Annotated in this window: 11 protein-coding genes; 10 read left to right on the plus strand and 1 reads right to left on the minus strand. The window is 60.1% G+C overall.

The window, feature by feature from the left end; all coding sequences use genetic code 11:
• Positions 1 to 46: 46 nt before the first annotated feature.
• The 10 genes from infB (at position 47) to O0881_RS23760 (ending at position 11,966) form a co-directional block, all read left to right on the plus strand.
• The gene (infB, locus tag O0881_RS23715) at positions 47 to 2,905 is read left to right on the plus strand and encodes a translation initiation factor IF-2 (protein ID WP_099665291.1); all 2,859 of its coding nucleotides are present in this window, start codon (positions 47 to 49) and stop codon (positions 2,903 to 2,905) included.
• A 114-nt stretch (positions 2,906 to 3,019) separates the two neighbouring features.
• A complete protein-coding gene (rbfA, locus tag O0881_RS23720) occupies positions 3,020 to 3,436 on the plus strand; it encodes a 30S ribosome-binding factor RbfA (protein WP_099665290.1) in 417 nt (138 codons plus the stop codon).
• 2 nt (positions 3,437 to 3,438) lie between these two features.
• Entirely contained in the window at positions 3,439 to 4,374 is a 936-nt protein-coding gene (gene truB, locus O0881_RS23725; protein ID WP_289913323.1) for a tRNA pseudouridine(55) synthase TruB, read from the plus strand.
• Between the two features lie 207 nt (positions 4,375 to 4,581).
• Entirely contained in the window at positions 4,582 to 6,414 is a 1,833-nt protein-coding gene (gene typA / locus O0881_RS23730) for a translational GTPase TypA (protein WP_076569139.1), read from the plus strand.
• A gap of 117 nt (positions 6,415 to 6,531) precedes the next feature.
• Positions 6,532 to 7,527 carry a tRNA dihydrouridine(20/20a) synthase DusA gene (gene dusA / locus O0881_RS23735; protein WP_251349820.1) on the plus strand — a complete coding sequence of 332 codons (996 nt, stop codon included), beginning with the start codon at positions 6,532 to 6,534 and terminating at the stop codon, positions 7,525 to 7,527.
• The gene (locus O0881_RS23740) at positions 7,527 to 7,991 is read left to right on the plus strand and encodes a hypothetical protein (RefSeq protein ID WP_289913324.1); all 465 of its coding nucleotides are present in this window, start codon (positions 7,527 to 7,529) and stop codon (positions 7,989 to 7,991) included. Before dusA ends, O0881_RS23740 begins: the two co-directional genes overlap by 1 nt.
• A 520-nt stretch (positions 7,992 to 8,511) precedes the next feature.
• Positions 8,512 to 10,272, plus strand: coding sequence for a methyl-accepting chemotaxis protein (locus O0881_RS23745; protein WP_289906331.1), 1,761 nt, complete (start codon positions 8,512 to 8,514; stop codon positions 10,270 to 10,272).
• Between the two features lie 60 nt (positions 10,273 to 10,332).
• The gene (locus O0881_RS23750; RefSeq protein WP_289906330.1) at positions 10,333 to 10,680 is read left to right on the plus strand and encodes an energy transducer TonB; all 348 of its coding nucleotides are present in this window, start codon (positions 10,333 to 10,335) and stop codon (positions 10,678 to 10,680) included.
• 167 nt (positions 10,681 to 10,847) lie between these two features.
• A complete protein-coding gene (locus O0881_RS23755; RefSeq protein WP_289913325.1) occupies positions 10,848 to 11,420 on the plus strand; it encodes a hypothetical protein in 573 nt (190 codons plus the stop codon).
• Between the two features lie 162 nt (positions 11,421 to 11,582).
• Entirely contained in the window at positions 11,583 to 11,966 is a 384-nt protein-coding gene (locus O0881_RS23760; RefSeq protein WP_289913326.1) for a hypothetical protein, read from the plus strand.
• Positions 11,967 to 12,517: 551 nt separating this feature from the next.
• Here the strand turns inward: O0881_RS23760 and O0881_RS23765 are convergent.
• Complete coding sequence (locus tag O0881_RS23765) at positions 12,518 to 12,967, minus strand: hypothetical protein (protein ID WP_035825219.1); 450 nt, start codon at positions 12,965 to 12,967, stop codon at positions 12,518 to 12,520.
• Between the last annotated feature and the right edge of the window lie 160 nt (positions 12,968 to 13,127).

Raw genomic sequence — 13,127 nt, forward strand, 5'->3', positions numbered from 1 at the left:
TTTGAGTATCTTTATCATCTCCGCGACACATAGAAAAGAGGACTGAATGGCGAGTAACAACGTAGCCCAATTTGCCACCGAACTGAAGATGCCTGCAGATTTGCTGCTGACGCAGCTGCGTTCTGCCGGCGTCGAGAAAAGTTCGACGTCAGATCCATTGTCGAAAGATGATAAGGACAAGCTTTTGGATCATCTGCGCCGCACACACGGCGCAGCGGCTGACACAGAAAAGAAGAAAATCACCGTGACCCGCAAGGAAACGACTGAAATCAAGCAAGCTGACGCCACCGGCAAATCGCGCACCATCCAGGTGGAAGTGCGCAAGAAACGCACTTTCGTCCAGCGTGACGAAGCTGCGCCGGTCGCAGCTGAACCGGTCGCGCCTGCCGCACCGGTGATCGATCCCGCCGACGTGGCGCGCCGTGAAGAAGAAGCCCGTAAACAGGCTGAACTGATCGCCCGCCAGGAAGCCGATCTGCGCGAAAAGCAAGAACGTCTGGCCAAGCTCGACGCGGAAAAAGAAGCCCAGGCGAAAGCCACGCAACAGGCTGAATTGGCTGCGAAGAAAGAAGCTGAAGCAGAAGCGAAGAAAGCGGCCGCCAAGGCTGCCGCCGCGCCTGCCGCCAGCGCCGCTGCGCCTGTCGTTGACGACGCCGCCGCCGAAGCGAAAAAAGCTGCTGCCGCTGAAGAAGCGAAGAAGAAAGCCGCCGCCGCTGCTGTTGCCGCCAAGGAAGCCGCTGACAAAGCGGAAGCCACCGAGCGTGCACGCAAGGCCGTAGCCGACGAAGTCGCCCAGATCAAGGCCATGATGAACGCGCCACGCCGCGCCATCAAGGCTCCTGAGCCTGCACCGGTACCGGTCAAGCCGAAGGCTCCGGAAGGCACCCTGCACAAGCCTGCTGACAAGAAACCTGGCGACAAGCCGGGCGATAAGAAGCCTGCTGTTGCAGACAAGAAATCTATCAAGTCGGCGAATGTGTCGTCCACCTGGTCCGATGACGCGAAAAAACGCGGCACCACCGGTGGTCCTAAACCACGCGGCAACAGCGGTCCAGGCGGCCGTGACAGCTGGCGCGGTGGCGCGAAGGGCCGTCGCCCGACGCACCATGACGACCGTGAATCGAACTTCCAGGCGCCTACGGAAGCCGTCGTCAAGGACGTGCACGTACCGGAAACGATCACCGTGGCCGAACTGGCGCACAAAATGTCCGTCAAGGCATCCGAAGTCATCAAGCATTTGATGAAATTGGGCCAGATGTGCACGATCAACCAGGTGCTGGACCAGGAAACCGCCATGATTCTGGTGGAAGAAATGGGCCACAAGGCGTTCGCCGCCGAACTGGACGATCCGGAAGCGCTGCTGGCCGACGTGGGCGAACACGCGCACTTCGAAACCAAGCCACGCGCACCGGTGGTCACCGTCATGGGTCACGTCGACCACGGCAAGACCTCGCTGCTGGACTATATTCGTCGCGCCAAGGTTGCTTCCGGCGAAGCGGGCGGCATTACGCAGCATATCGGCGCTTACCACGTCGATACGCCACGCGGCATGATCACCTTCCTCGACACCCCGGGTCACGAAGCGTTTACCGCAATGCGTGCCCGTGGCGCCAAGGCAACCGACATCGTCATTCTGGTGGTTGCCGCCGACGATGGCGTGATGCCGCAAACGAAAGAAGCGATTGCCCATGCGAAAGCAGCCGGCGTACCGCTGGTGGTGGCGATCAACAAGGTCGACAAACCAGGCGGCAACGTTGACCGCGTGACGCAGGAACTGGTCGCCGAACAAGTCGTGCCGGAAGAATACGGTGGCGAATCGCCATTCGTGCCGGTGTCGGCCAAAACGGGTCAGGGTATCGACGACCTGCTGGAACAAGTGCTGTTGCAAGCCGAAGTGCTGGAACTGACGGCACCGGTCGAAGCGCCAGCGCGCGGTCTGGTAGTCGAGGCGCGTCTGGACAAGGGCCGTGGTCCTGTCGCGACGATCCTGGTGCAGTCCGGTACCTTGCGCCGCGGCGACGTGATCCTGGCTGGCTCTTCGTATGGCCGTGTTCGCGCCATGCTGGACGAGAACGGCAAAGCCATCGCTGAAGCGGGTCCTTCGATTCCTGTCGAAATCCAGGGCCTGACGGAAGTGCCGGTTGCCGGTGAAGAAGTCGTCGTCATGGCTGACGAGCGCAAGGCGCGTGAAATCGGTCTGTTCCGTCAAGGTAAGTTCCGCGACGTGAAACTGGCAAAACAGCAAGCTGCGAAACTGGAAAACATGTTCGACCAGATGGCCGAAGGCGAAGTGAAAAACTTGCCACTGATCATCAAAACCGACGTGCAAGGTTCGCAAGAAGCGCTGGTCGGTTCGCTGCAGAAACTGTCGACCTCCGAAGTGCGCGTACAAGTGGTCCATGCTGCCGTCGGCGGCATCACGGAATCGGACGTCAACCTGGCAGTCGCCTCGAAAGCGGTCATCATCGGCTTCAACGCCCGTGCTGATGCCCAGGCACGCAAGCTGGCCGAGTCGAATGGCGTGGACATTCGCTACTACAACATCATTTACGATGCGATCGACGAGATCAAATCGGCGTTGTCGGGCATGTTGGCACCAGAGAAACGCGAAACGGTCATCGGCCAGGTCGAGATCCGCCAGGTTATCCTGGTCTCGAAAGTGGGCGCGATTGCCGGTTGCCTGGTCACCGATGGCGTGGTCAAGCGTGCTTCTTCCGTCCGCCTGTTGCGCAACAACATCGTGGTGTGGAGCGGCGAGATCGACTCCCTGAAACGCTTCAAGGACGATGCGAAAGAAGTTCGCGCCGGTCTGGAGTGCGGCCTGTCGCTGAAGAACTACAACGACATTCAGGTTGGCGACACGCTGGAAGTGTTCGAAGTCCAGGAAATCGCTCGTACCCTGTAATCACAGCAGTAATGGCGCGGACATATCTTTGTCCGCGCAAACACGTGGGGCGCATTGGTCAACGGGCAACCGTTTGACCCATGCGCCCTGCGGCACTTAGGACAGCATAAAATCATGGCTAAACATAGCAAAACCATGCCAGCGCGCGGCTTGCGCGTGGCCGACCAGATCCAGCGCGATCTGGCAGAAATCGTCGCCTACGAATTGAAGGACCCGCGCGTCGGCACGATGATCACCATCACCGAAGTGCAGATCACGCCCGATTACGCGCACGCCAAGGTGTTTTTCACGATGTTGAAAGACAGCAAGGAAGCCATCAAGAACACCACCGAAGGCTTGATGGCCGCGGCCGGCTTCATCCGTGGCTTGCTGGGCAAGCGCCTGCACATCCACACCTTGCCGATGTTGCATTTCGTGCACGACAGCTCGACTTCGCGCGGCATGGAAATGTCCTTGCTGATCGACAAGGCCAATGCCACGCGCGCGGCCGACGCCGAGCCGGACGCGAAACCCGAGACGGACGAGCAATAACAGTGGCGGGTCCGAAGAAACCACCGGGCATCAAGCGGGTGCGCGACCTGGTCGATGGCGTCTTGCTGCTGGATAAGCCTGTCGGCTGGTCCAGCAACGATGCCCTGATCAAGGCCAAGCGCGTGCTGAACGCGAAGAAGGCGGGCCATACGGGCACCTTGGATCCGTTCGCCACGGGCTTGCTGCCGCTGTGCTTTGGCGAGGCGACGAAGTTCTCGCAGGACTTGCTGGAAGCCGATAAAACCTATGAAACCCTGGTGCACCTGGGGCAGACGACGGATACGGGCGACACGGAAGGCGAAGTGCTGGAAACGCGCGACGTCAACGTCACCGAAGAGCAGATCGAAGCCGTGCTGGCGCAGTTCCGCGGGCCTATCCTGCAGACGCCGCCCATGTACTCGGCCTTGAAAAGGGACGGCAAGCCCTTATATGAGTATGCAAGGGCCGGCATCACCCTGGAGCGCGAAGCGCGCCCGGTGACCATCCACAAGCTCGAGTTCCTCGGCTACGAAGCCCCGTTCCTGAAATTGTCCGTGATGTGCAGCAAGGGCACGTATATCCGCGTGCTGGGCGAAGACATCGGCCATGCCTTGGGTTGCGGCGGCCATCTGAACGCCTTGCGCCGCACCCACGTGGGCAACCTGACGTTGGACGGCGTCGTCACGCTCGATGAACTGACGGCGCACGCCGCGCCGTTGAGCTTGCTGGCGCCCGTCGATGCATTATTGTCGAGTTTCCCCGCCGTCCAGCTGACGGAAGAATTGGCCAAGCGTTTCCTGCACGGCCAGCGCATCGCGCTGGGCAAGGAAGACGTCGCCGTGTCGGCCGAGCCGGGCAGGGTGCGCGTGTATCACGACAGCAAGCTGCTGGGCACGGGCCAGTTGCAGGAATACAGCATCCTGGCGCCAGAACGCTTGATTGCCACGGCGCATCAATAAGTCACAGCAACGTCATATTACCCAGCGACACTCGTTAAACAGTGTCGCTTTTTTAAACAAACCGTCCCCGACTGCGGGAGCCGCCAGCATTTTTAGATAGCGTTGCAACGCAACATGCTATACTACGCGGTTCCGGAAATAGATTAGCATTCGGGTATCTCGTACATCTTGTACGCACTCCGCAGTTTTTCAGTAACTACTACGACCATGTCAAATACAAAACGCGCAATTCGTAATATCGCCATTATCGCCCACGTTGACCACGGCAAAACCACGCTGGTGGATCAGCTGCTGCGCCAGTCCGGCACCTTCCGTGAAAACCAAGCGGTCGACACCCGAGTCATGGACTCGAACGACCTGGAAAAGGAGCGCGGCATTACGATTCTGTCGAAGAACTGCGCCGTTGAGTACGAAGGCACCCACATCAACATCGTCGACACCCCAGGCCACGCCGACTTCGGCGGCGAAGTGGAACGTGTTCTGTCGATGGTGGACTCGGTTCTGCTGCTGATCGATGCACAGGAAGGCCCGATGCCGCAAACCCGTTTCGTCACGCGCAAGGCGCTGGCACTGGGTCTGAAGCCTATCGTTATCGTCAACAAGATCGACCGTCCGGGCGCACGTCCGGACTGGGCCATCAACCAGACGTTCGAACTGTTCGACAAGCTGGGTGCTACCGATGAACAACTGGACTTCCCTATCGTTTACGCTTCGGGCTTGAACGGCTATGCCGGCCTGACCGAAGACGTGCGCGGCGGCGACATGAAGCCGATGTTCGACGCCATCCTGGAACACGTTCCAGTACGTGACGACAATCCGGAAGGCCCGCTGCAAATGCAGATCACCTCGCTGGACTACTCGTCGTACGTCGGCAAGATCGGCATTGGCCGCGTCAACCGCGGTACCGTCAAGGTCGGTCAAGACGTGTTGGTCATCAATGGCCCAGGCGCTACCCCGATCAAGGGCCGCATCAACCAGGTGCTGAACTTCAAGGGCCTGGAGCGCGTGCTGGTGGACGAAGCCGTCGCCGGCGACATCTGCCTGATCAACGGTATCGACGAAATCGGCATCGGTTCGACCCTGTGCGCAGTGGACACGCCAGAAGCGCTGCCTATGCTGACCGTCGACGAGCCGACCCTGACCATGAACTTCATGGTCAACAACTCGCCACTGGCTGGCCGCGAAGGCAAGTTCGTTACCTCGCGTCAACTGCGTGACCGTCTGGAAAAAGAATTGAAAGCCAACGTTGCTCTGCGCGTGGCACCAACCGACGACGACACGATCTTCGAAGTATCGGGCCGCGGCGAGCTGCACCTGACGATTTTGATCGAAAACATGCGTCGCGAAGGCTTCGAGCTGGCCGTTTCGCGTCCACGCGTGGTCTTCAAAATGGTCGATGGCGTGCGCCACGAGCCGTTTGAAAACCTGTCGGTCGACGTGGAAGAAGCCAACCAGGGCGGCGTCATGGAAGAACTGGGCCGTCGTCGTGGCGACCTGCAAAACATGGAATCGGATGGCAAGGGCCGCGTGCGTCTCGAGTACCTGATCCCGGCACGTGGCCTGATCGGCTTCCAGGGCGAATTCATGACCCTGACCCGCGGCACCGGCCTGATGAGCCACGTATTCCATGAATACGCACCAGTCGACAACACCCGTGGCGAAATGGCTGGCCGTCGTAACGGCGTGCTGATCTCGCAAGACGACGGCGCCGCTGTTGCCTACGCTATCTGGAAACTGCAAGACCGCGGCCGCATGTTCGTGTCGCACAATGACCCGGTCTACGAAGGCATGGTCATCGGTATCCACTCGCGCGACAACGACCTGGTCGTCAACCCGATCAAGGGCAAGCAGCTGACCAACGTGCGTTCGTCGGGTACCGACGAAGCGGTGCGCCTGGTACCACCTATTCAGATGTCGCTGGAATACGCAGTCGAATTCATCGAGGACGACGAACTGGTGGAAATCACCCCTAAATCGATCCGTCTGCGCAAGCGCTTCCTGAAAGAGCACGAGCGTAAAAAAGCGTCGCGTGATTCGTAATCTGTTGTAGAGCATGGCCTGCGGGCCATGCCGCTCCGGCCCGCTGCGCCGCGTCACCGTCACTGGTGAGGCGCGCAGCGGGTTTGTCATTTGCAGCTCCTGTTTTTTGTAGACACCATGACTTCCTCTTCTTTGCCTTCCCGCCGCCTGTCCGTTGCCCCCATGATGGACTGGACTGACCGCCATTGCCGCAAGTTCCACCGCGAAATCACGCGCCACACCTGGCTGTACACCGAGATGGTGACGACGGGCGCGCTCGTGTACGGCGACGTGGAGCGCCATCTGCGCTTCAACGAGGAAGAGCATCCGGTGGCGCTGCAGCTGGGCGGCAGCGATCCGACGGACCTGGCCACCAGCGCGAAGCTGGGCCAGCAGTGGGGCTACGATGAAGTCAACCTGAACTGCGGCTGCCCGTCCGAGCGCGTGCAAAAGGGCGCGTTTGGCGCCTGCCTGATGGCCGAGCCGCAACTGGTGGCCGATTGCGTGAAAGCCATGCGCGACGTGGTCGATATCGACGTCACGGTGAAACACCGCATCGGCATCGACGACAGCGAGTCGTACGACTTCGTGCGCGATTTCGTCGGCACCGTGGCCGACGCCGGCTGCAAGACGTTTATCGTGCATGCGCGTAACGCCATCCTGAAAGGGCTGAGTCCGAAGGAAAACCGTGAAGTGCCGCCCCTCAAGTATGACTATGCCTACCGTTTGAAGCGTGATTTTCCGCAATTCGAGTTCATTATCAATGGCGGCATTAAGACGCTCGAGGAAATCGACCTGCACCTGCAGCACCTCGACGGCGTGATGCTGGGCCGCGAGGCGTATCATAACCCGTACGTGATGGCGCAGTTCGACCAGCGCTATTACGGCGACGACGCTCCCGTCAAAACGCGCGAACAGGTGCTCGAAGCGATGATTCCTTATATTAGTGCGCAGCTGGAGAAAGAAGCGGGGCGCTTGAAGCTGAACAGCGTTACCCGCCACATGCTGGGCCTGATGCAAAACCTGCCCGGCGCGCGCGGCTTCCGCCAGACCTTGTCCGATTCGAAGAAGCTGGCTTCGGGCGACCCGCGTTTGCTGCTGGAAGCGGCGGCGCGCCTGTCGTTGCCTGCCTGATGAGCGGCGATTGCCATGGTCTTGCGCGCCAGATTGAAGGCTACCTGCAAGCCGTCAGCGCGCTGAAGGACGATGGCAGCCTTTTCGCATGCTCCTGTCTGGGCCCCGTGGCACCGCAGGCGGCGTTCGACGCGCTGTGCCGCTCGCTGGAGATCGCACCGGACGGCATGCGCCTGCAGCCCATCGAGAGCGTGGTGTGCAGCGGCGTCCTGTGCACGCCGCGCCAGTGGCTGCTGGAGCGCTTGCGCCCGGCGAGCGAGGCCGACCGCCAGCCGCTCGACGCGCGCCTGTTCGATGGTTTCGAGAACGAACTGGCCGAACTGCTGGGCAGTGCGCCCCGCTGGTATCAACTGGTATCGTCCGGTCAGCACAGCCTGGCCAGTCAATTGGGCGCCATCTGGAGCGTCTTTGTCTTTGGCACAGAGCGTCACGCCTATGTGATGCATTGCAGCTGGGACCGCTGAGCAAACTTGTCTATACCGGTGCCCCGGCGCACTGGTATTGTCCGCACCACCCCCTCCTCTGAATACCACTTCCGAAACGATGTCATATGGCTATGCCATGTGTTGTAAATGCGCTGTTTCGGCGCACGGCCGCACTGTCGTGGGGCATTTCTATGGGGCAAGAAACGGCGTTGTTGCCATTTCCCCGAAGAAAGTTAATCAGCCATTTATTCAGGTACTTATTGCTTGCTTTGAGGCAAAATTTACACCTATAATTGATTATAGACAAATATTTCTCATATGAATGTTTGATGTTGATCTCACATCATCTGCGTCAAAAATTCAGTTTGTGGAACAAATTTGCATTCGCAGTCACTGGGGGTTTTCAGGGCTGTTGTAGATCAGGAAGTACCCCAGGCTGCGTGCGGCCGGATACCGCCAGCATACCAATGGGTAAGGGCGGATGCCGGTGTTGCGCAGCCTTCGTCTTGTCGTGCCGGGCAAAAATCCTTATCAATAGTTTCATTTACGAAGAGCCGAAATGAATTTAGCAAAAATGAAGGTTGGTACCCGCCTGGGCCTGGGTTTCGCCCTGGTACTGGTTCTGCTGGTGGCCGTGACCGTCCTCGGCATCGCGCGCATGGCGCAAATCCAGGAACGTCTCGATCACGTGATCAATGTCAACAACGTCGTCACCCGCCTGGTGATCGACATGCGTGGCAACGTCAGCGACCGCATCACCTCGCTGCGCATCCTGACCCTGATGACCGACGCGAGCGATATGGAGCCGGAAATGGCGCGTATCAAGACGCAGACCAGCACCTATCAGGAAACGCAGAAGAAGCTCGAAGAGAAATTCGCCGTCGAGTCGACTTCTGAAGAAAAAGCCCTGCTGACCTCGATCAAGGAATACGAAGCCGCCGCCATGCCGGCCATCGCCAAGGCGTCCGCGCTGTGGATGGCCAACGATGCGGAAGGCGCCACGCGCGTGATGATCAAGGAAATCCGCCCGGTACAGAAAAAATGGATGGAAGCGCTGGAGCAACTGGCCGTGCTGGAAGACAAGCTCAATGAGCAGATGCAATCGGACGCCCGCAAGGCCTTCGACAGCGCGCGCCTGTTCATGATTATCCTCGGCGTACTGGCCGTGGCGATGGGCGTGGCGGCGGCACTGGTGATCACCCGCGGCTTGCTGAAACAACTGGGCGGCGAGCCTGACTACACGGCGTCGATCGCCGGCAGCATCGCCAATGGCGACCTGTCGATCGGCATCCACACGCAGCCATCGGACAATTCCAGCCTGCTGGCGGAAATGAAGGAAATGCGCAACAGCCTGGTGGGCATCGTCGGCCAGGTACGTGTCGGCACGGAAACCATCGGCACGGCGTCGCGTGAAATTGCCGACGGCAATATCGACCTGTCGTCGCGTACGGAAATGCAGGCCAGCGCGCTGGAAAAAACGGCGTCGGCCATGGAAGAGCTGACCTCGACCGTGAAACAGAATGCGGACAATGCGCGGGAAGCCAACAAGCTGGCCGCCACGGCGTCGGACGTGGCCCTGAAGGGCGGCTCAGTGGTGTCGCAAGTGGTTGACACCATGAGCTCGATCAATGAATCGGCGAAGAAAATTGTCGACATCATCGGCGTGATCGATGGCATCGCCTTCCAGACCAACATCCTGGCCCTGAACGCGGCCGTGGAAGCGGCACGCGCCGGCGAACAAGGCCGCGGCTTTGCCGTGGTGGCGTCGGAAGTGCGCAACCTGGCCCAGCGTTCCGCTGGCGCCGCGAAAGAAATCAAGATCCTCATCGACGATTCGGCCGAGAAGACGGAACGCGGTACGCGTCTGGTGGGCCAGGCCGGCGTGACGATGGGCGAAGTGGTCGACAGCGTGCGCCGCGTCACCGACATCATGAGCGAGATCGCCAGTGCCAGCCAGGAACAAAGCGCCGGCATCGAGCAGGTCAACCTGTCGATCATCGAGATGGATGGCATGACGCAGCAAAATGCGGCCCTGGTGGAGCAGGCTGCCGCCGCGGCGCAAAGCTTGCAAGACCAGGCGGCCGAACTGGCCCACGTGGTCAGCATCTTCAAACTGGTCGAAGGCGAAGAAAAGCCGGCGGCGTATGTGCCGGCCCCCGTGGCGGCTGTGGCTGCCCCCGTTGCCGCGCGCAAGCCGGCGCCGGCATTGCGTCCGGTGAAATCGCTGGCACGCAAGGCGGAAGCGGCAGCTCCCGTGGCTGCTCCGGCGCCGCGCAAGGCGGCAAGCGCCGGCAGCAATGACGAGTGGGAAGAGTTTTAAGCGCGGCCAACAGCGCACAGGAAGTTGTAATTACCGTATCTGATAATCATGGGGAAGCACATGTTTGAGAATAAGCGTTTGATGAGTGTTGCAGCAGCCTTGCTGGTGTCCGTTTCTTCCGCGGCTTTCGCGGCAGAGGTGCCGGCGTCGTTCGATGCCAAGAATTGCAAGGCCGAGTATCCGAAAGCCTCGCTGATGAACGAAGAGCAGGGCACCGTGTCGATGTCCTTCCTGGTCAATGCCGATGGTAGCGTTGCCGATTCGAAAGTCGACAAGAGCAGCGGCTTCAAGAACCTGGACAAGGCCGCCATCAAGGCCCTGTCCGCGTGCAAGTTCAAGCCGGGCACCAAGGATGGCGCCGCAGCGCAGACCTGGACCAAGGTCGACTACGCCTGGAAGCTGGACTGATCCACCTATTGCCGGGGGCCTGGCTCCCGGCATGAGCTCTCCGCTACGGGCGGCGCCTGCAAGGGTGCCGCCCGTACTGTTATGTGCGCCAGCCAACGGCACTGTCGCCGCCGATTCTGTTACCCTCGAAACATACCTTCGGGATCTCCCACCACAAGAGGCCTACCATGCAGCGCATCCTGACACTTTCTTTCCTGGCCGCCAGCGGCTTGCTGCTTTCCGCCTGCGCCTCGCTGGGCACGCCCGTGGGCTTGCAGGCCGGGCAGACCGTGGCCGTCGTCAATAGCCTGAGCTGGGACAATCCGCTGACGGGCAAGCGCGACGGCGTGCGCACCAGCTGGCCCATCAAGGATGGCAAGATTGCCCCTGAGTATTTTCCGCTGGCGCAGCTGAAGCAATGCGAGGCGGGCGGCAAGCCGTGCGCCTGGGGCGTGATGCGGGCGCAGCGCGGCGCGCCCGCTTTGCAGTATGCGGACGGCGGCGTCGACCTGGCCGTGAGCGTGGCTATCGACGTGGCGCGGCGCCAGGATGCGCGCCTGGGAGAGACGCAGACGGCGATGGCGATTCCGCAGGATGTGGCCGCGCTGGCTGGCCGGCAACAGGTGCAGCCCAGCTGGAAATTGAAGTATGGAAAGGTCGAGCAGGTTGAGCTCGATTACGGCGTGCGCTACCAGGTGTGCGTGCAGCGCTACGATGCGGCCGGCAAGGCCATCGATACCTGCGCGATACCGTTTATTTGAGGAAACATGCCGCGCGCGCCGTTTGTGGCGGCTTTGCGACACTTCATGTTGCGGCGTGCGTCGGGGTGTAACAATCGGTAAAAGCACAGCAAAGCGCGGCGTAATTTCTTATAGTACTTAATTAAGGTAGTACACCAGTATTGGTACCCGAGGAGAATTGCAATGAAAACCCTGTTGGCAGTAATTTCGCTGGCCGCCCTGGGGGGCTGCGTCGTGGCGCCGCCCGGTCCCGCGTATTACGGTTCGCGCGCGCCACAGGGGGCTTACAATCCCTATGAATGGCATACGGTCTCGTCCGAGCCGGTGCAGTCATCGCGCGTGGTGAGCGCACCGCGCGTGGAATACACGAATGAACCCGTGTATGTGCAGCAGCAACCGGTGTACGTGCAGCAGCCCGTGTATGTGCCGGCGCCCGTGTACGCGCCGCAACCGTATTATTACAATCCGCCCGTATCGATCGGGTTGGACTTCATGTTTGGCTTTGGGCGCTACGGTGGACACCGCGGCGGCTGGGGCGGGCACGGACGTTACTACGGCCGCCGCTAGTCAACATCCCACCAAATTTACTGCGCGTCGCGATTCGCGGGCTGCGATGCTCGCTGTACTAAAGTACAGCTGCGCTTCTCCCCCACGACTCACTGCCGCTCGCTACAATTTGGTGAGAGTTGTGACGTAATATGAACTCAGTGGAAATACACGGAACTCTGGTGCAGCACGTCCGCCGAGCACAGGATGTACATCGCCGCCGCTGCCAGACCTATTTGCAAGGCGCCAAAGCTGATCGGGATGAGGCGGGACATGTCGTACTCCTGAGTAGTGTGAGGTGTGGTCAGGCTTTCATCATAGGATGACTCGATGCCTTTGGGCATCGGATGAACGTCCGCCACGATGTAGGACAACACCTCGTCCCTGGCGCCCCGTCTCGCTCTCCGACCGCCTGAGTAACCCCCAATCAATTATTCCGATTTCTGACTTCCATAACCGGCGCTCTGCGGTGTTGCCCACTGCTAGCAGTGCTCGCACTGCGTCGCAGCGGGCGCCTTGCATAGCATCCGGTTCTGTTCGTCATAACTTCACAATAATTTCCTGAGGATTACTTAGCGGTTTTTCCAGCGCACTACAGGCTCTTCCGGCGCCGTGTCCGGCACGTTCGAGATCGCCAGCCAGTGCGTCAGGCGTTCCGGATGCTTGAGATTGATGCCCATGCCATCGATGATGCCGACCTGTTCCAGCATGCGTGCATCGATTTTCGCCTTCGACACCGTGGGCGCGCCCATGACCATGCGGTCATACGCCTTGCGCGCCTTGTGTTCCCATTTGTGCAGATTGCTTTCGTCGAAGCGGTTCGCTTCGAAATACACGGTCAGGGTGCCATCGAGGTTGCCGAAGCCGACAATGCCCGCGCCCTTGCGGATGGTGGTGGTGTTGTCGATGTCAAATTCCGCCGTGGGCACGAAAATGCCGGCGCGGCCATCGATGTCGGGACGTCCCACGGGCGTTTCCTTGCCGTAGGAACTCGTTTCGGTAATGGTTTTTTCTGCAGACATGGTACGTGTGGTGGCCGTGCCGGGAGCGCAATCGGGCCCGGCAGCGCCAGTCATCCTGTTCAAAAAATGCGTGCTGATGATCAGGGCGGGGTAGTGGCCCTGGCGGAGCGATGCTTGGCATTGCTTGATACCCCGCTATTGTAGCGTCAATTTAATTCTT

Source organism: Janthinobacterium sp. SUN100, from assembly GCF_030397705.1.
Classification (GTDB): Bacteria; Pseudomonadota; Gammaproteobacteria; order Burkholderiales; family Burkholderiaceae_D; genus Janthinobacterium; species Janthinobacterium kumbetense.

Bases quoted from the DNA above. Each gene is read 5' to 3' on its own strand.
- O0881_RS23765 (WP_035825219.1), bottom strand. From the start codon at position 12,967: ATGTCTGCAGAAAAAACCATTACCGAAACGAGTTCCTACGGCAAGGAA.
- O0881_RS23755 (WP_289913325.1), top strand. From the start codon at position 10,848: ATGCAGCGCATCCTGACACTTTCTTTCCTGGCCGCCAGCGGCTTGCTG.
- typA (WP_076569139.1), top strand. From the start codon at position 4,582: ATGTCAAATACAAAACGCGCAATTCGTAATATCGCCATTATCGCCCAC.
- O0881_RS23760 (WP_289913326.1), top strand. From the start codon at position 11,583: ATGAAAACCCTGTTGGCAGTAATTTCGCTGGCCGCCCTGGGGGGCTGC.
- dusA (WP_251349820.1), top strand. From the start codon at position 6,532: ATGACTTCCTCTTCTTTGCCTTCCCGCCGCCTGTCCGTTGCCCCCATG.
- O0881_RS23745 (WP_289906331.1), top strand. From the start codon at position 8,512: ATGAATTTAGCAAAAATGAAGGTTGGTACCCGCCTGGGCCTGGGTTTC.
- O0881_RS23750 (WP_289906330.1), top strand. From the start codon at position 10,333: ATGTTTGAGAATAAGCGTTTGATGAGTGTTGCAGCAGCCTTGCTGGTG.
- infB (WP_099665291.1), top strand. From the start codon at position 47: ATGGCGAGTAACAACGTAGCCCAATTTGCCACCGAACTGAAGATGCCT.
- rbfA (WP_099665290.1), top strand. From the start codon at position 3,020: ATGGCTAAACATAGCAAAACCATGCCAGCGCGCGGCTTGCGCGTGGCC.
- O0881_RS23740 (WP_289913324.1), top strand. From the start codon at position 7,527: ATGAGCGGCGATTGCCATGGTCTTGCGCGCCAGATTGAAGGCTACCTG.